This is a genomic window from Streptomyces sennicomposti, assembly GCF_019890635.1.
Classification (GTDB): Bacteria; Actinomycetota; Actinomycetes; order Streptomycetales; family Streptomycetaceae; genus Streptomyces; species Streptomyces sennicomposti.
Genome location: NZ_JAIOAB010000021.1, coordinates 15927 through 33647, shown reverse-complemented (window position 1 = coordinate 33647; position 17721 = coordinate 15927). Strand labels below are relative to the sequence as shown.

Sequence of the window (17721 nt, the reverse complement as noted above, 5' to 3'; positions counted from 1 at the left end):
GCGGGCGGCCGTCCGGCTCCGGCCCGGCGGCCCGCTCGGACTTTCCGTACCCGCACCCGACCGAGGAGCAACCGTGACCGACGTGGCGTCCATGTCCCTGCAGCAGGAGATCGCCCGCGACCTCCAGGTGAGCGCGTCCTTCGACGCCGAGCAGGAGATCGAGCGCCGGGTGGCCTTCCTCGCCGACCGGCTGACCTCCACGGGGCTGCGGTCGCTGGTGCTCGGCATCAGCGGGGGCGTGGACTCCACGACCGCGGGACGGCTGTGCCAGCTCGCCGTCGAGCGGGTGCGGGCCACCGGGCGGGAGGCGACGTTCTTCGCGATGCGGCTGCCGTACGGCGTCCAGGCCGACGAGAAGGACGCGCAGCGCGCGCTGGACTTCATCCGGGCCGACCGGGTCCTCACCGTCGATGTGCGGCCGGCGAGCGACGCCGCCCTGGACGCGGTGCTGGCCGGCGGCGCGGTCTTCCGGGACCCGAACCACCAGGACTTCCTGCACGGCAACATCAAGGCCCGCCAGCGCATGATCGTCCAGTACGCGGTGGCGGGCGCGCACGACGGCCTGGTCGTCGGCACCGACCACGCGGCGGAGGCGGTCTCCGGGTTCTTCACCAAGCACGGCGACGGCGCGGCCGACGTGGTGCCGCTCACCGGTCTGACCAAGCGGCGGGTGCGGGCCGTGGCACAGGCCCTGGGCGCCCCGGCCGAGCTGGTGGGCAAGACGCCGACCGCCGACCTGGAGACGCTGGACCCGGGCAAGCCCGACGAGGACGCGCTCGGTGTCACCTACGACGACATCGACGACTTCCTGGAGGGGAAGCCGGTCGCCGAGGCCGCCTTCGAGGCGATCGTGCGGCGGTACCGGCTCACGGAGCACAAGCGGCAGCTGCCGATCGCGCCCTGAGAGCGCGGCTCGCCTCCGCCGTTTCGGGTGTCCTCTCCGACTCCGTTTTCGGGTGGGTCGGGTTCCGTTCCGGGCGGGCCGGGTGAGTACGTAGGGGGACGCCCGGGGGTGCGATTGAGTACGACGACTCAGTCGGGGGAGCGGGCGGACTGGAAGGGTTGCCGGCATGACGACCACTCCGCCCGCCGGTCCTCCGCCCGAGCCCGGCCATCCCGCGCCCCAGCCCGGGGCCCCTCCGGCACAGGGCGGTCACCAGCAGGCCCACTCCGGCTTCGGCGCGCCCTCGGGACCGGCGCCGGTCCAGCCTGGTTCTGGGCAGCCCCAGCCTGGTTCCGGGCACCCCCAGTCGGGCTTCGGGCAGCCCCGGCAGCCGGGCTTTCCGCCTGCTCAGCCTGGTTTCGGGCCGCCGCCTGTGCCGGGGGTCCAGCCTGCTTTCGGGCCGCCGTCCGGGCCTGTCGGGCCTTCCGCTCCGCCCGCGCGCCGGTCCTCGCGCGCGCTGCTCGCCGGTCTCGTCGCCGTGCTGGTCCTGGCCCTCATCGGGGGCGCCGTGTGGTGGGTGAACCGCGGCGAGGACGGTCCGCTGGCGGGCCGGCCCCGGGTGACCGACGCCAAGGCCGGTCTCTCCTACGCCGTACCGGAGGGCTGGCGGCACGACACGGCCAAGGACGAGGACCTGGTCGACGCCTTCTCCTCCCAGATGACCAAGAAAGCGGAAGCGGACGGCCCGAGCAGCGCCTTCATGACCGGTCCGGCCGGGCGGCCGGTGGCCCCCGCCGGTCTGAAGACGGCCACGGAGACCGCCGCCCGGTCCAACGCCGAGTTCTTCTTCCCGGACCAGCCCGCCAGCCTCCAGGAGTCCCGGCCCGCGACGGTCGGCGGCCGGCCCGCCCACACCGCCGTCCTGCGCGTCGCGACCAGCGACGGCGACACCGCGTACCTGGAGCTGACCGTCGTCGCGGTCGACAGCGCGCACACCGGCTTCCTGCTCGGCCTCACCACCGGCGGCGCGCCGGAGGACTCCGCCCTGCGGGAACTGGACGAGATCACCGCCAGCGCCGACACCGTCACCGCCGCGGACCGAAGGCACCGCGGCCGCTCGGCCGACGTACGATCCGGCGCGGGTCAGTAAGGTCGAGTCCGGCACCGATGACGAGCCCGCGACGACAAGCCCGCGACGCCAGGGCTCCCTCCGTCGGGGCCGCCCCCGCCACGACGGATGGAGAGACGATGAACACGGCCCCGAGGACGGACACGCGCACGCCCGGGCAGCCGTCCGCACGACACATCGCCGACAGCCACGACGTGATCCGTGTGCACGGGGCCCGGGTGAACAACCTCAAGGACGTCAGCATCGAGATCCCCAAGCGCCGGCTGACGGTGTTCACCGGGGTCTCCGGCTCGGGCAAGAGCTCCCTGGTGTTCGGCACGATCGCCGCGGAGTCGCAGCGGCTGATCAACGAGACCTACAGCGCCTTCGTCCAGGGCTTCATGCCCACGCTGACCCGCCCCGAGGTCGACGTCCTCGAAGGGCTCACCACCGCGATCATCGTGGACCAGCAGCGCATGGGCGCCGACCCCCGCTCCACCGTCGGCACCGCCACCGACGCCAACGCGATGCTGCGCATCCTGTTCAGCCGGCTCGGCAAGCCGCACATCGGCTCGCCCAAGGCGTTCTCCTTCAACGTGCCCTCCATCAGCGGGGCCGGCGCGGTCACCGTCGAGCGGGGCGGCAAGAAGGTCAAGGAGCGGCGCGAGTTCAGCATCACGGGCGGCATGTGCCCGCGCTGCGAAGGCCGGGGCCAGATCACCGACCTCGATCCGGCCCAGCTCTACGACGCCGCCAAGTCGCTCGCCGAGGGCGCGCTCACCGTCCCCGGCTACAAGGCGGGCGGTTGGAACCACCGGCTCTACAGCGAGTCCGGCTTCTTCCCCGCCGACAAGCCGATCCGCGACTTCACCGCGACCGAGCTGCACGACTTCCTGCACCGCGAGCCGACCAGGATGAAGATCGCGGGCATCAACATGACGTACGAAGGACTCGTCCCGCGCATCCAGAAGTCGATGCTCGCCAAGGACCGGGAGGCGATGCAGCCGCACATCCGCGAGTTCGTGGACCGTGCCGTCACCTTCACCGACTGCCCCGAGTGCGGCGGCACCCGGCTCAGCGAGGCCGCCCGGTCCTCGCGGATCGACGGACTCAGCATCGCCGACGCCTGCGCCCTGCAGATCAGCGACCTGGCCGCCTGGGTCGCCGGTCTGGACGAGCCGTCCGTGGCGCCGCTGCTCGCCACGCTGCGGCAGACCCTGGACTCGTTCGTGGAGATCGGGCTCGGTTATCTCTCGCTCGACCGGCCCGCGGGCACCCTGTCGGGCGGCGAGGCGCAGCGCGTCAAGATGATCCGCCACCTCGGCTCCTCGCTCACCGACACCACCTATGTCTTCGACGAGCCCACCACCGGCCTGCACCCGCACGACATCCAGCGGATGAACGACCTGCTGCTGCGGCTGCGCGACAAGGGCAACACGGTGCTCGTCGTGGAGCACAAGCCGGAGGTCGTCGCGATCGCCGACCACGTGGTCGATCTCGGTCCCGGGGCGGGCACGGCGGGCGGCACGGTGTGCTTCGAGGGCGACGTCGCGGGGCTGCGGGCCGCCGGCACCGTCACCGGCCGGCACTTCGACGACCGGGCCGCGCTCAAGGAGACGGTGCGCAAGCCCACCGGCGCGCTGGAGATCCGCTGCGCGAACACCCACAACCTGCGTGGGGTGGACGTGGACATCCCGCTCGGGGTGCTGTGCGTGGTCACCGGCGTGGCCGGCTCCGGCAAGAGTTCCCTCGTGCACGGGTCGCTGGGCGGCGGGGCCGCCGGGGTGGAGGTGGTGACGGTCGACCAGAGCCCGATCCGCGGCTCCCGGCGCAGCAACCCGGCGACGTACACCGGGCTGCTGGAGCCGATCCGCAAGGCGTTCGCCAAGGCCAACGGCGTCAAGCCGGCCCTGTTCAGCGCGAACTCCGAGGGCGCCTGCCCCACCTGCAACGGCGCCGGCGTCGTCTACACCGATCTGGCGATGATGGCCGGTGTGGCGGTCACCTGCGAGGAGTGCGAGGGGAAGCGGTTCGAGGCGTCGGTGCTGGAGTACCGGCTCGGCGGGCGCGACATCAGCGAGGTGCTCGCGATGCCGGTGAAGGAGGCCGAGGAGTTCTTCGGCGCGGGTGAGGCGCGTACGCCCGCCGCGCACCGCATCCTCGGGCGGCTCGCGGACGTCGGACTCGGCTACCTCGCCCTCGGCCAGCCGCTCACCACGCTCTCCGGCGGCGAGCGGCAGCGGCTGAAGCTGGCCACGCACATGGCGGAGAAGGGCGGCGTCTACGTCCTGGACGAGCCGACCGCGGGTCTCCACCTCGCCGATGTCGAGCAACTCCTCGGCCTGCTCGACCGGTTGGTGGACTCGGGCAAGTCGGTCGTCGTCATCGAGCACCACCAGGCGGTCATGGCGCACGCCGACTGGATCATCGACCTCGGCCCCGGCGCCGGCCACGACGGCGGCCGTGTCGTCTTCGAGGGCACCCCGGCCGACCTCGTCACGGCCCGCTCCACCCTCACCGGCGAACACCTGGCAGCCTACGTCGGCGCCTGAAACCGCTCGGCGCCTGAAACCGCTCGGCGCCTGACACCGGTCGGCGTCCGCCCCGGTCGGCGTCCGCCCCGCTCGGCGGCCGGACAGGCAGCCCCGTCGCCGAGCGGGGCGCAGGACGGCCCGGCCGGACCGGATCTAGTGCACGGAGAACCCGCCGTCCACGAAGATCGACTGGCCGGTGACGTAGGCGGAGGCGCGGCCGGCGAGCCAGACCGCCGCGCCCGCGAAGTCCTCGGCCAGGCCGTTGCGGCCGACCATCGTGCGTGCGGCCAGCGCCGCCACCTTCTCGGGGTCGGAGGACAGACGTGCGTTGAGCGGCGTCATCACGAAGCCCGGCACCAGGGTGTTGCAGGTGACGCCGTACGGCGACCACGCCTCGGCCTGGGAGCGGGCCAGCGACTCCAGCGCGCCCTTGGAGACGCCGTACGCGCCGCTCTGCACGAACGCCCGGTGCGCCTGCTGGGAGGTGACGTGGATGATCCGGCCGAAGCCGCGCTCGGCCATGCCCGGGCCGAACCGCTGCCCCAGCAGGAAGGGCGCCTCCAGGTTCACCGCCATGGTGGTGTCCCAGACGTCGTCGTCCAGCTCGCTCAGCGGCGGGCGCAGGTTGATGCCGGCCGAGTTGACGAGGATGTCCGGCTCGCCGAACACCCCGGCCGCCGCCTCGGCCGCCGTCCGCACCCCGTCGCGGGTGCTCAGATCGCCGCTGACCCACCCCGCCCGGCAGCCGTCGGCCTTCAACTCGTCAACCGAATCGACGAGTTGCTCCTCACCGCGGGCCACGACGACCACACTCGCCCCGGCGCGGGCCAGCGCCCCGGCGATGGCCCGGCCGATGCCGGAACTGCCGCCGGTCACCACGGCGGTGCGGCCGTCCAGCGAGAAGAGTTCGGAGAGGTAGGTGTGCGCGTTCATGTGCGCAGCCTAGGCGGCATGTCCGGGGCGGCGGCCGTCAGGGCGCTTCCGCCGGCGGTTCCGGCTCAGATGTGGAACAGCGAGCCGATGAACTCCGTCAGCAGGCGCTCCTTCAGCCGGACCGGCAGCGCGTCGAGCAGCATCAGCACCGGCGCCATCCGGGTGGGCAGCGGGCCGGAGCCGTCGAGGCCGGCGAAGGCGAGCACCGCGGCGACCTCCTCCGGGCCGAGACGATCGGGATCGAGCCCGGCGGCGAACTCGGCCAACGCCGGGCCGGGGCAGGCGGGTTCGCTCGCCCGGACCGTCTTCACGGCGTTGGCGAGGTCCGCCAGCAGGGCCTCCACCCGGTCGCCGGTGGCCGGAGTCAGGGTGAGGTGCAGGTTGGGCGGCAACGGGCCGAAGGAGAGCTGCGGTTGGAGGTACCAGCCGCGCTCGCGCATCTCGTCCGCCAGATGCAGCACCCGCGCGAGATCCGGGGCGTCGTCGGCGCCGGTCACGGTGAACGCCACCAGCGATCCCGCCGGTTCGCCGAGGACGCGCACGCCGGGCAGGGCGCGCAGCGCGGGGAGGAGCCGGTCGGCGGCGTCCGCGATCCGCCGGGCCAGCGCGGTGTAGCCGTCCTCGCCGATGTGCCGCAGCACCGCCCACGCCTGGGCCAGCAGCCCGGCGGACTTGGTGCCCTGAACGGTCGGGTTGACCACCGGGTAGCCGGGCCAGCCCGCGTGCGCGAAGTACTGGTGACGCCGTAGCTCCGCGTCCCGGTACAGGACAACGGAGGCCCCCTTGTCGGCGTAGCCGTACTTGTGCAGGTCCACCGAGAGCGAGGTCACCCCCGGCACGGAGAGGTCGAACGGCTCCACCTCGCGGCCCGTGCGGCGCAGGAACGGCAGGAACCAGCCCCCGATGCAGGCGTCCACATGGCACAGGATCCCGCGCGCGGCGGCAGCCGCCGCGATGTCGGTCACCGGGTCCATCACGCCGTGCGCATAGGACGGCGCCGATGCCACGACCAGCGCGGTCCGTTCGGTCAGCGCCGCCTCCACGGCCGCGGCCGGGGCCCGGAAGCTCACCGGGTCGACCGGTACCGTCACGGCCTCCAGACCGAGGTAGTGGGCCGCCTTGTGGAAGGCCGCGTGCGCGGTCGAGGGCAGCACCAACTGTGGCTCGGTGATGCCTCGTTCGGCGCGGGCGTGGTCGCGGGCGGCCTTCACCGCGAGCAGCACCGACTCGGTGCCGCCGCTGGTGAAGGCGCCCTGCGCGCCGGGCGTCCCCAGGACCGCGGCGACCGCGCCCACCAGGTCGTTCTCCAGCCGGGCCACGCTCGGGAACACCGTGGGGTCCAGGCCGTTGACGGTCGCGTAGGCGCCGTACGCGGCGGCGGCCAGATCGTCCAGGCCGGGCAGCCCCGCGTCGTAGACGTAGGCGAAGGTACGGCCGCCCCGGGTCGGGGCGTCACCGGCGCGCAGGTCGCGCAGCTCGGCCAGCAGTTCGTCGGCCGGGCGGCCCGGCGGCAGCGCGTCGGGGGACGGCGAGGGGGCGGCGTCGGGTTCCTGGGGCGTCCACACGCCGCCGAGCATGGATCAGTGACGGGCGGTGTGGCAAGGGTGCTTCGGCGTGCGAGGGCGGCGGTCCCGGCCGGGGGAGGCGGACCGTGCCCGGCCGGGACCAGCTGCGATCGGGGCGAGAGGCGTCTCAGGGGGTGTGCCGGCGGAGCAGGAGATCGGCGACGACCGGCCGGTGGTCGGAGGCCGCCGTGTCGACCGTGCGGGCGCGGGTGACGACGGCGTCGGGGGAGGTGGCGATCACGTCGATGCGCTTGACCGGGTCGAGCGCGGGATACGTGTCGCTGGCGTCCGGCGCCGCGTCGGCCAACGGCCCCCAGAGGCGGATCAGTTCGGGGGCGTCCGGTTCGGCGTTGAAGTCGCCGACGAGGACCTTCGGTCCGCGGTCCTCGGCGAGGATGCCCAGCATGTCGTCCACCTGCGTGCGCCGGACCGACGGATCGGGGCGGTAGTCGAGGTGGGTGGAGTAGACGTGGACCAGCGTGCCGTGGGCCCGGACCGTGACCTCGGCGAAGCCCGGCGCGGGCTCCGGCACCGGATCGGGGGACTGGGTGGACAGCCGGGTGATCTCGTGGTTCTCCGCGCTGACGACGGGCAGGCGGCTGAGCACCGCGACCCCGAACCGCTGCCGCTGGGTGTGTCCGGCGGCGGGCGGCAGGTCGTAGATGGGTGCGAAGAAGACCCGCATGCGCAGTCGCCGGGCCAGCTCGCGTGCCTCGTCGGTGAAGCCGCTGCGGTCGCCCCAGTGCACATCGACCTCCTGGAGGCCGATCACGTCGGCGTCCAGGTCGCGGATCGCCCGTGCGGTGCGGTCGAGATCGAAGACGTTGTCCTCGCCCGCCCCGGCGTGGATGTTGTACGTCGCCACCCGCAGCGGCACCGAGCGCCCTCCGGTGGACGACGGACGGACGGCCGTCACGCCGGGGGAGGCCGCGCCGAGCGTGACGGCGGCGGCGCACACGGCGGCGGCCAGGATGCGGCAGGCGGACGTACGGCTTGTGCGGGTCACACGATCCTCCATGCGGGGCTGGTGGTTGAGGGGCTGCACTGGGACGAGCCGAGTCGCCGAGATGAGACGGGTGCGGGGACGATGCGCAGCCGCGTCGGTGCGACGGCGGCCGGAGGGGGCAGATCGAGGGGGGTGCGGCCGGGGGTGATGCTGCCGAGCAGGGAGGTGTGCCGGGCCCCGGTGCACGAGGGCACGGTGGCGGGCAGCCCGTGCACGGTCAGGAAACCCAGCACGGCGAAGGCGAGCGCCTCCTTGGCGTCGGCCGGCAGACCCACGGCGTCGCTGGTGAGGACCCGTACGCCCGGCAGTTCGGCGTCGATCGCGCGCATCAGCGCCGGATTGCGCGTCCCGCCGCCGGAGACGACGAGTTCGGTGACGCCGTGGGCGCGGCAGGCGTCCGCGACGGTCACCGCGGTGAGCCGGGTCAACGTGGCGAGCACGTCGGCGAGTTCGGGGACGGGCCGGGCGGCGAGCGCCGCCAGCAGGTACGGCAGGTGGAACAGCTCCTTGCCGGTGGTCTTCGGCGCGGGCCGCCGGTAGTACGGCTCCTCCAGCAGCAGGGCCAGCAGCCCGTCGTCCACCCGGCCCGCCGCCGCGCCGCGCCCGTCCTCGTCGTAGTGGCGCGTGCCCCCGCTGAAGTGCCGTACGGCGGCGTCGAGGAGCGCGTTGGCGGGGCCGGTGTCGAAGGCGACGGGGGCGGCAGCGCGGGGGACGACGGTCACGTTGGCGATGCCGCCCAGGTTGAGGGCGGCGGCCACACCCGGCCGGCCGCGCAGCAGCAACGTGTCGACCGCGCTGACCAGCGGAGCGCCCTGGCCGCCCGCCGCGACATCGCGGCTGCGCAGGTCGGACACCACGGGCAGGCCGGTGGCCTCGGCGATCCAGGCGGGCCGCCCGAGTTGGAGGGTGCCGCGGACCGTGCCGTCCTCCACCCAGTGGTGGACCGTCTGCCCGTGCGAGACCACCAGATCGGCGGCGCCGGAACACAGCGCCTCCACGGCGTCCACGGCGGCGTCGGCGAAGGCCTGCCCGATGAGCGTGTCCAGCCGGCACACGGCCTCGACGGTCGTCGCGGCGGGCGGCAGGACGGCCTCGATGCCGTGGCGCAGCTCCTCCGGCCAGGGCAGGCTGCGGGCGCCGAGCAGGGACATCACCAACTCATCGCCGTCGAGGCGGAGTTCGGCGGCTGCCGCTTCGATCGCGTCGTAGGAGGTGCCGGACATGAGGCCGATCACGCGCATGCTGTCTCCCGGGGGAGGGCTTGGTCGGGCCGGGGCGGTTCAGCGGGACGGGGCGCTCTGCGGCTCGGTCCCTTCGGTCGCTCCGGGTTCGTCGCCGTCGTCGACGTCGGTGGCTACGGTGGCTGTCGGCGGCCGGTGGAGGAGGCTCATCGTGCCGCCCACGGCCAGCGTCAGGACGACGCCGATCGGCACGAGCCACTGCGCGGCGATCCCGGCGGCCACCGTCGTGCCCGCGACCTCGGTGTCGATCTTCACACCGCGTACGACATACGTCATCACCGCCACCGTCACCACGAACGCCACCAGGGAGTCCGCCTCGTTGGCCCGCTGGACGAGACGGCCGAGCAGGAACGCGCCGAGCAGCGCCCCGTAGGTGTAGCCGGCGATGGTCAGGCCGGTGAGGTAGACATTGCCCGTGCTGGTGCTGAAGGCGCAGGCGAAGACCGCCATCAGCACCGCCCACACCAGCGTCGTCGCTCGCGCCAGCCGCAGCATCGTCTCCTCGGTGGGGACGCGCCTGAGGAGGGTGCGGAGCAGGTCGGAGACGGTCGAGTTGGACATCGAGTTCAGCGCGGAGGACAGCGAGCCCATCGCCGCGCCCAGGATGCCGGCCACCAGCAGGCCCGAGACGCCGACGGGCAGACCGTGCAGGATGAAGTCGGGGTAGAGGTCGTCGGAGCTGTGCAGCCCGAGGCCGGTGAAGCTCCGCCCGTCGTTGTACGCCCACAGCAGCGCGCCGACCAGGGAGAACGCCGCGAACTGGACGGTGATGAAGACCCGAGCCGATCATCGCCTTTTGGCTGTCGCGCAGCGAGCGGGTGGACAGGATGCGCTGGACGATCAGCTGGTCGGAGCCGTGGCTGGCCATGGCGAAGACGGCGCCGCCGAGGATCGCCGTCGGCAGGGCGAAGGAGTTGGTGAGGACGTGGCTGAGGGAGAAGTCCGTGTCGAAGACCCGGAGATGGCCGCTGTGCAGCGCGTCCCCGAAACCCTGCGTCCCGACGTGCCCGGACAGCACCGCGATCGCGAGGACGGCGCCGCCGAGGTAGAGCAGCATCTGCACGGCGTCGGTCCAGATGACCGCCTTGATGCCGCCGAGATAGGTGTAGAGCACGGTGACGGCGGTGATCGCGACGATGATCGTCCGGTAGTCGGCGCCGACGCCCAGCTCGTCCAGCAGCAGCTTGATCGGGATGGCGGAGGCGAACAGGCGGACGCCCTCCGCGAGCAGCCGGGTGACCACGAAGGTGACGGAGGCCAGCCCTTGCAGCCGCGGCCCGAAACGGTCCCCGAGATACGCGTAGGCGCTGACGAAACCGCCCCGTTTGTAGAGCGGGATGAGCAGCGTGGCGACGACGACGCGGCCGATGACGTAGCCGAGGGCGAGTTCGACGTTGCCGAAGGCCTGGTCGCCGTAGGCGCCGCCGGGGACGCTGATCACGGTGAGGACGCTGGTCTCCGTGGCCACCACCGAGAAGCACACGGTCCACCAGGGCATCTTGCCCTCGCCGACGAAGTACTCCGTCGCCGATCGCTGCCGCCCGGACAGCCGCAGGCCCAGCCAGGCGATCGCGACGAGGTAGACGATGATCACTACGAGATCGAAGTGGCGCACGGGCACTCGCTCCTCAGCGGAAGGCGCCCCGCGACGCGAGGCGCGGTCGACGGGGGTACGCCCAGGGCGCGATGGTGACGATCGTTTCCTGACGAGGCGTCAAGTATCGAAACGCCCCGCACGCCTTGTCAATGAGCAACACCCGCACTCACCGCCCGAGCCGCGACCACCCGGCCCCGCCTCCCCACAGGCGGCCCACCGCACCCGCCTCCCCACAGGCGGCTCACCCCGCCCACCTCCCGACAGGCGGCCCCGTCACGCAGGGCGACGGGGCCGAGGGGCGGAGTGCCGGGTGGCTCCGGCGGGCGCCTCAGGTGTGGGACGCCCTCACTTGATCCCCGTCGTGGCGATCCCCTGCACGATCTGCCGCTGGAAGACCAGGAAGACCGCGATCAGGGGGAGGAAGCCGAGGACGGAGGAGGCCATGACCTCGGCGTACTGGATGTTGGTGTTGTTCACCAGGGAGGCCAGGCCGACCGGGATCGTCTGGGACTTGGTCTGGTTGAGGACCAGCAGGGGCCACAGGAAGGAGTTCCACGACGTGATGAACGTGAGGATCGCGACCGTGGACAGGGCCGGCCGGCAGATCGGCATGCACACCGTCGCGTACACCCGCCACCAGCTCGCCCCGTCGATGCGCGCCGCCTCGATCAACGGCGTCGGGATGCCGCGGAAGAACGCCTGGAAGACGAAGACCGAGACGGGCGCCGCGACCGAGGGAAGGATCAGTGCCCAGAAGGTGCCGAGCAGATGGAAGGAGCGGTACTCGATGAACTGCGGCAGCACCAGCGCCTCGCTCGGCAGCATCAGCCCCGCCGCGATCAGCGCCATGACCACGGCCCGGCCGCGGTAGCGCAGGAAGGCCAGCGCGAAGCCCGCCATCGAGCAGAACGCCACCGTGAACACCACGGCGAGGGTGGAGATGACCAGGCTGTTGAGGTACCAGGTGCCGATCGGATAGTTGTCCCACGCGTAGGAGTAGGCGTGCAGGGACCAGCCGCCGGCGAACGGCGAGGTCGGGTTCTGGGTGATCGAGCCGTCCGAGCGCAGCGAGGTGATCAGCGCCCAGACGAACGGCACCAGCCAGATCAGGGCGAACAGGGTCAGACACACGGCGCAGAGGCGGTTGAAGAGCTTCGCGCCGTTCACGGCCGGTGCGCTGCGCCGCGCGATGGGTGTGGGCTCGGTGGTGATGGTGGTCATGGGTCAGGTCCTCCGCTCAGACCGCGGTGCTGCCGGCGCGTCGGCGCCGCAGTCCGTACCAGGCCGCCGATACCGCGACGATGACGACGAAATAGACCATGGTGGCGGCGGCGCCGTAGCCACCCCGGTACGAGGTGAAGCCGGTGTCGTAGATGTATTCGATGACCGGGCGGGTGGACTGGTTCGGGCCGCCGGCCAGGAGCAGGTAGATCTGGTCGAAGACCTTGAGGGAGGCCAGGATCTGGAGGATCAGGACCAGACTGGTCGTGCGGCCGAGCAGGGGCACGGTGATGTGCCGGATCTGCTGCCAGGGGCTGGCCCCGTCGATGGCCGCCGCCTCGTACACGTCCGGCGGGACGTCCTGGATGGCGGCCGTGTAGAGGACGAAGTTGAAGCCGAACGTCCACCACAGGGTCATCAGCGTCACCGCGGTCCAGCCGCCGGAGGTGCTGCCGATGAAGTCGGGCACCGGCAGCCCCACCGCGCCGAACAGCTTCGGCAGGAGTCCGATCTGCGGGGTGTACATCCACAGGAAGATCAGCGCGACCACGGACGACGGCACGACGTACGGCGCGAAGAAGGCGATCCGGTAGAAGACCCGGCCGCGCCGCATCCGGGCGGCGAGGATGGCGACGACCAGGGCGAGGATCACCAGCGGGGGCGTGGTCAGCAGGGTGAAGACCACCGAGTGCCACATGGCGTCCCAGAACAGGGAGTCGGTGACCACCTCGCGGTAGTTGGCCAGGCCGACGAAGTCGCCGAGACCGCTCTTGACGGTGGTGGTGTTGAAGAAGCTCAGCACCACGCCCACGAGCAGCGGGCCGATCAGGAACAGCAGGTAGATCACGAGGAAGGGGGCGGTGAGCAGCGCACCGGCCCGGCGTTCGGAGCGGGGCGGCCGGTCGGCCGGCGGGGCCGCTGTGGACGCCGCGGGTGCCGGTCGCGTCGAGACGACGGTCGTCATGGTGACTGCCTCCTACTTCATCGTGACCGGCGGTCGGGCCGTGGTGTACCGCTTGAGATCGGAGCGCATGCGCGCGGCCATGCCCTTCGGCGAGACCCGCCCGGCGAGGGCCTCGATGATCGTTCCGCCGACGACGCTCTGGAAGTCCGAGCCCGCGCCGGTGTACCAGGCCACGGGGTCGTACTGCGCGTCGAAGGCCGCCTGGACGTAGTTGCGCTGCGGCGACTGGTCGAGGAACGCCTTGCTGCGCTGGGTGGGCAGCCAGGCGGGGATGTGCCCGCCCTCGGCCCATACGGCGCTGTGGTCGAGGAGGCTCTTGATGAATTCGGCCGCGGTGCGGGTGCGGGCGTCCGAGCGCCTGCCGCTGCGTGGGACGACCAGCGCGTGCGAGTCGGCGTACGCCACCGGTTGTGGGCCGAGGAGCGCCGGGAACGGCACCACGTTGAAGCGCAGGCCCTTGACCAGCCGGTAGGAGGGGATCTGCCACTCGCCGTCGAAGAGGAAGCCGGCCTTGCCCGTGCTGAACAGGGCGTTCGCTCCGGAACCGGTGAGGTTCTTCGGCATCAGGCCGCCGGCGGTGAGGCTCTGCATGAAGGACACGGTCTCCTGGACCGCCTCGTCGTCGAGGTCGATCCTCGTCCCGGAGTCCGTGACGACCGGCCCGGCCAGGCCGGAGTAGATCATGCTGAAGTAGCGCCACGCCGTGGAGGGGTCCGCGGTGATGGACATGACCGCCCCGTACTGCGCGCCGGCCGTCTCCTTCATCGCCTTCACGGCGGCGAGGAAGTCCTCCTTGCCCTTGAGCGGGACCAGCCCGTCGCCGGCCGCGTCGAGGAGCCCGGCCTTCTCGGCCAGGTCCACGTTGTAGTAGAGGACGAAGGGGTGGGTGTCCAGGGGGACCGCGTACACGGTGCCGTCCACGGTGGCCTTCTTCCAGGCCGCGGGGGTGAACCGGTCCTCGGTCACGCCCAGCTCGCTCGCCCCGGTCCGCTCGATCGGCTCCAGCAGTCCGGAGGCGGCCAGCAGCGGCAGCCGGGACAGGTGGGTGATGCCGACGTCCGGGGGCGTGCCGCTCGCCGTGGCCAGCGCCAGTTTCGTGTAGTACGGGTTGCCCCAGCCCAGGATGGTCGCCTCGACCGTCGTGCCGGGGTTGGCCTTGCGGAAGGCGTCCTCCATCAGCACCATGTTGGCCCCGTCACCGCCGGTGAACAGGTTCCAGAAGATGACGTCCGCGGTGTTCGGCTGCGAGCCCGTGAGACCGGACGCGAGCGGGGAGGAGCACGCCGCGAGCCCTCCGGTCAGGGCAAGACCACCGCCAAGGGCCAGAAACCGACGGCGTGCCATCGCTCCGCTCATGGGGGTATTCACCTCGTTAATTCGATGTGAACTCGATGGCGCAGACCTTGGCACACGATTTGCAACGATGCAATAGGTTGCCTCGAAGAAGCCGGAAGCCCTCGTCAGCACGGGTGCGCCGCGGGCGGGGCCACGGGTGCGCGCGCCCTGTCCCGCGGCGCCCTCGTACGCCGAACGCCCCGCACCGCCCCGCCGGCCGTCACCTCACCGCCCCGCCGACCGCCACCGCGACGACTCGCGCACCACCAGCCGGAACGGCGTCGCCTCCTGCACCGCGGCGACCGGCGCCCCGGCCTCCCGCGCCGCCCCGGACCTGCCCGTCTGCTCCTCCAGCAGGGCCAGCGCGCGCTCGGCGATCACGTCCAGGTCGGGCGCGACCGAGGTGAGCGGCGGGTGCGTGTACGCCGCCTCCTGGATGTCGTCGATGCCGGCCACCGCCACGTCCTCGGGCACCCGCACCCCGGAGGCGTCCAGCGCCCGCAGCGCGCCGACGGCCAGCGCGTCGTTGAACGCGAAGACCGCGTCGGGGAGCGGGCCGTCGCCCTCCAGCAGTTCCCGCACCGCCGCGTAGCCCTGCTCCCTGGTCCAGTCCTCGACCGGCACCACCAGCCAGTTCACCCGCCGCACCCGGGCCGCCGCCATCGCCTGCTGGTAGCCCTCGGTGCGCTGGCGGCCGTTCTCGCTGCCGTTCCGCCCGAGCGCGACGATCCGGCGGCAGCCCTGCTCCACGAGGTGTTCCACCGCCGTGCGGGCCGCCGCGACATTGTCGATGCCGACCCGCGGGAACTGGTTGCCGACGCTGTGCTCACCCAGCATGACCAGCGGGAAGTCCGGTGTGCGGGCGCCCACGTCGGCGGCCGGCACGGTCAGCGCGCTCAGCAGCACCCCGTCGGCGACATTGGTCAGACCGCCGTCGAGGATGCGGCGCTCCACCTCGCTGTCGCCCGCCGTCGCCTCCACCAGCACCGTGATCCCGCGCCGGCCGGCCGCCCGGATGACCGCCTGGGCCAGCTCCGCGAAGTACGGTTCGGCGAGGAACGGCACCGCCAGCGCGATGAACCCGGTCCGCCCCGAACGCAGGCCGCGCGCCAGGTAGTCCATCCGGTACCCAAGCTCGTCCAGCGAGCGCTGCACCTTGGCGCGGGTCTCCGGACTCACATGCGGATAGCCGCTGACCACGTTCGACACCGTCCGCACCGAGACGCCGGCGTGCTCGGCCACATCCCGCATCCGCACCCTGGCCACTGGGGCTCCTTCCCGTCGAGTCGGCCCCCTGAGTCTGCCGCACGCGCGGCACGGGCAGTCGGCCGCGCCCTCCCTCACACCGTCCGCCGGGCCTTGCATCGATGCAAACGATCACTCATGATGGCAGGGCTTCGATTCTGAAAACGCCGATCAGCGCCGATACCCGGCATGCCCCCGTGTTCCCGGCATACCGGAGCCGGCAGAAGGAGGACTCGTGAGCGCGAGCGAGCAGGACGGGACGTATCCGAGGCCGATCCTGCGCCGGGAGCGGTGGCACAGCCTCGACGGCGTCTGGGACTTCGCCTACGACGACACCGGCGCCGGCGAACGCGAGGCGTGGTACGCCGAGGACGCCGCCGACGCCTTCGACCGGCGGATCACCGTCCCGTTCCCGCCCGAGGCCCCCGCCTCCGGGATCGGCGAGACCGCCCCGCACCCAGTGGTCTGGTACCGCCGCAGCATTCAGCACGACCTGCTCGGCGCGGGCGACGGCCACCGGGCCCTGGTGCACTTCGGGGCCGTCGACCACCGGGCCAAGGTCTGGCTGGACGGCCGCCTCGTCGCCGAACACACCGGCGGGCACAGCCCGTTCACCGCCGACGTCACCGACGCGCTGCGCCCCGGCGCAGACGAGCACGTCCTCGTCGTCCGCGCCGAGGACGACCCCGCCGACCTCGCGCAGCCGCGCGGCAAGCAGGACTGGCAGGACCGGCCGCACGCCGTCTGGTACGAGCGCACCACCGGCATCTGGCAGACCGTGTGGACCGAGACGGTCACCGCCCAGCACATCACCGACCTCGCCTGGACACCCGACCCCGCGCGCGGCGTCCTCGCCGAGATCACCCTGGCCGAGGCCCCCGCCGCCGGACTCGCGGTCGACATCGTGCTGACCCACGACGGCGAGGTGCTCGCCGAGAGCACCACCACCGTCCGCACCCCGCGCAGCCGCATCGACCTCGTCGTCCCCGCGCTGCGCAACGGCATCGACCGCGAGGACCTGCTGTGGAGCCCCGAGCGGCCCACCCTGATCGACGCCCGCGTCACCGTGCGCGACCTTGGCGCCGGCACCGTCCTCGACACGGTCGACAGCTACGTCGGACTGCGCAGCACCGGCGTCGGCGACGGCGCCTTCCTGCTCAACGACCGCCCCTACTACGTCCGTTCGGTGCTCAACCAGGGCTACCGCACCGACACCCTGCTCGCCAACAGCGGCACCGACGAGCTGCGCCGCGAGGTGGAGCTGATCAAGGCCATGGGCTTCAACGCCGTGCGCGTCCACCAGAAGGCCGAGGACCCCCGCTTCCTGTACTGGGCCGACCGGCTCGGCCTGCTGGTGTGGGGCGAGGCCCCGGCCGCCTACGAATTCGGCCCGTACGCCGTGGAGTTGTTCACCCGCGAGTGGCTGGAGCTGGTCCGCCGCGACCGCAGCCACCCCTCGATCGTCACCTGGGTCCCCGTCAACGAGAGCTGGGGCGCCTCGGACATCCCGCACGACCCCGCGCAGCGCCACTACTCCCTCGCCCTGGCCCACCTCACCCGCGCCCTCGACCCCACCCGCCCGGTCCTGTCCAACGAGGGCTGGGAGCACACCGACAGCGACATCCTCGGCGTGCACGACTACTCCTGCGACCCCGACGAACTCACCCGCCGCTACGGCGACGCCGCCGCCTTCGACACGGTGCTGGCCGGCCCGGGACCGCAGGGACGCGCGCTGGCGGTCACCCGGCGCCAGACCGAGCGGTACGCCGCGGGCGACGCCCCGCTGATGATCACCGAGTTCGGCGGACTGTCGCTGCGCGCCGACGAGGACGACTTCTCCTACACCCGCACCAGCTCCGACACCCAGTACGCGGCGCTGCTGGGGGACCTGTTCGCCGCGCTGCGCTCCAGCCCCGTCGTCGCGGGCTTCTGCTACACGCAGTTCATGGACACCGCGCAGGAGACCAACGGCCTGCTCTTCCCGGACGGTTCGCCGAAACTGCCGCTGGAGACGATCCGCCGCATCGTCACCGGCGAGAAGGAGACCGCCGCGACGGCGGCGGACTGACCGGACGCGACGGGGCGGGGG

The 17721-nt window shown here is 72.5% G+C and carries 12 protein-coding genes and 1 pseudogene; 4 read left to right on the top strand and 9 right to left on the bottom strand.

The features are described 5' to 3' along the window. The first annotated feature begins 73 nt into the window (after window positions 1-73). The 3 genes from nadE (at window position 74) to K7787_RS14610 (ending at window position 4543) form a co-directional block, all read left to right on the top strand. Window positions 74-904, top strand: a complete 831-nt coding sequence (nadE, locus tag K7787_RS14620; RefSeq protein ID WP_308036356.1) for an NAD(+) synthase — start codon at window positions 74-76, stop codon at window positions 902-904. A 517-nt stretch (window positions 905-1421) separates the two neighbouring features. Further along, window positions 1422-2033, top strand: a complete 612-nt coding sequence (locus K7787_RS14615; RefSeq protein WP_223001638.1) for a hypothetical protein — start codon at window positions 1422-1424, stop codon at window positions 2031-2033. Between the two features lie 98 nt (window positions 2034-2131). Beyond that, window positions 2132-4543: an ATP-binding cassette domain-containing protein gene (locus tag K7787_RS14610; RefSeq protein WP_223001637.1), complete on the top strand. Its 2412-nt coding sequence runs from the start codon at window positions 2132-2134 to the stop codon at window positions 4541-4543. Window positions 4544-4678: 135 nt separating this feature from the next. Here the strand turns inward: K7787_RS14610 and K7787_RS14605 are convergent, their stop codons facing one another. The 9 genes and pseudogenes from K7787_RS14605 to K7787_RS14565 form a co-directional block, all read right to left on the bottom strand. Beyond that, complete coding sequence (locus tag K7787_RS14605; RefSeq protein WP_223001636.1) at window positions 4679-5458, bottom strand: SDR family NAD(P)-dependent oxidoreductase; 780 nt, start codon at window positions 5456-5458, stop codon at window positions 4679-4681. Window positions 5459-5523: 65 nt separating this feature from the next. Beyond that, window positions 5524-7035 (bottom strand): pyridoxal phosphate-dependent decarboxylase family protein, encoded by a 1512-nt coding sequence (locus K7787_RS14600; protein WP_223001635.1) that lies wholly within the window; start codon window positions 7033-7035, stop codon window positions 5524-5526. A gap of 115 nt (window positions 7036-7150) precedes the next feature. After that, complete coding sequence (locus K7787_RS14595; protein ID WP_247720886.1) at window positions 7151-8041, bottom strand: endonuclease/exonuclease/phosphatase family protein; 891 nt, start codon at window positions 8039-8041, stop codon at window positions 7151-7153. Further along, window positions 8026-9270, bottom strand: coding sequence for an anhydro-N-acetylmuramic acid kinase (locus K7787_RS14590; RefSeq protein ID WP_223001633.1), 1245 nt, complete (start codon window positions 9268-9270; stop codon window positions 8026-8028). The genes K7787_RS14595 and K7787_RS14590 overlap by 16 nt, the downstream gene beginning before the upstream one ends. A 39-nt stretch (window positions 9271-9309) precedes the next feature. Next, a pseudogene (locus K7787_RS14585) lies at window positions 9310-10885 on the bottom strand (sodium:solute symporter). A 327-nt stretch (window positions 10886-11212) separates the two neighbouring features. After that, window positions 11213-12088, bottom strand: a complete 876-nt coding sequence (locus tag K7787_RS14580) for a carbohydrate ABC transporter permease (RefSeq protein WP_009192451.1) — start codon at window positions 12086-12088, stop codon at window positions 11213-11215. A 16-nt stretch (window positions 12089-12104) separates the two neighbouring features. Next, complete coding sequence (locus tag K7787_RS14575; protein WP_009192450.1) at window positions 12105-13052, bottom strand: carbohydrate ABC transporter permease; 948 nt, start codon at window positions 13050-13052, stop codon at window positions 12105-12107. A 12-nt stretch (window positions 13053-13064) separates the two neighbouring features. Beyond that, complete coding sequence (locus K7787_RS14570; protein ID WP_247720885.1) at window positions 13065-14408, bottom strand: extracellular solute-binding protein; 1344 nt, start codon at window positions 14406-14408, stop codon at window positions 13065-13067. 204 nt (window positions 14409-14612) lie between these two features. Beyond that, the gene (locus tag K7787_RS14565) at window positions 14613-15653 is read right to left on the bottom strand and encodes a LacI family DNA-binding transcriptional regulator (RefSeq protein ID WP_308036355.1); all 1041 of its coding nucleotides are present in this window, start codon (window positions 15651-15653) and stop codon (window positions 14613-14615) included. Between the two features lie 214 nt (window positions 15654-15867). Here K7787_RS14565 and K7787_RS14560 point away from each other — a divergent pair, with 214 nt between their 5' ends. Next, entirely contained in the window at window positions 15868-17700 is a 1833-nt protein-coding gene (locus tag K7787_RS14560) for a glycoside hydrolase family 2 protein (protein ID WP_223001632.1), read from the top strand. The last annotated feature ends 21 nt before the right edge of the window (window positions 17701-17721 follow it).

What these genes read in the sequence shown, in the direction of transcription:
- K7787_RS14600 (WP_223001635.1), bottom strand. Translation starts at nt 7,035, where the DNA reads ATGCTCGGCGGCGTGTGGACGCCCCAGGAACCCGACGCCGCCCCCTCG.
- K7787_RS14580 (WP_009192451.1), bottom strand. Translation starts at nt 12,088, where the DNA reads ATGACCACCATCACCACCGAGCCCACACCCATCGCGCGGCGCAGCGCA.
- K7787_RS14575 (WP_009192450.1), bottom strand. Translation starts at nt 13,052, where the DNA reads ATGACGACCGTCGTCTCGACGCGACCGGCACCCGCGGCGTCCACAGCG.
- K7787_RS14610 (WP_223001637.1), top strand. Translation starts at nt 2,132, where the DNA reads ATGAACACGGCCCCGAGGACGGACACGCGCACGCCCGGGCAGCCGTCC.
- K7787_RS14605 (WP_223001636.1), bottom strand. Translation starts at nt 5,458, where the DNA reads ATGAACGCGCACACCTACCTCTCCGAACTCTTCTCGCTGGACGGCCGC.
- K7787_RS14570 (WP_247720885.1), bottom strand. Translation starts at nt 14,408, where the DNA reads ATGAGCGGAGCGATGGCACGCCGTCGGTTTCTGGCCCTTGGCGGTGGT.
- K7787_RS14595 (WP_247720886.1), bottom strand. Translation starts at nt 8,041, where the DNA reads ATGGAGGATCGTGTGACCCGCACAAGCCGTACGTCCGCCTGCCGCATC.
- K7787_RS14590 (WP_223001633.1), bottom strand. Translation starts at nt 9,270, where the DNA reads ATGCGCGTGATCGGCCTCATGTCCGGCACCTCCTACGACGCGATCGAA.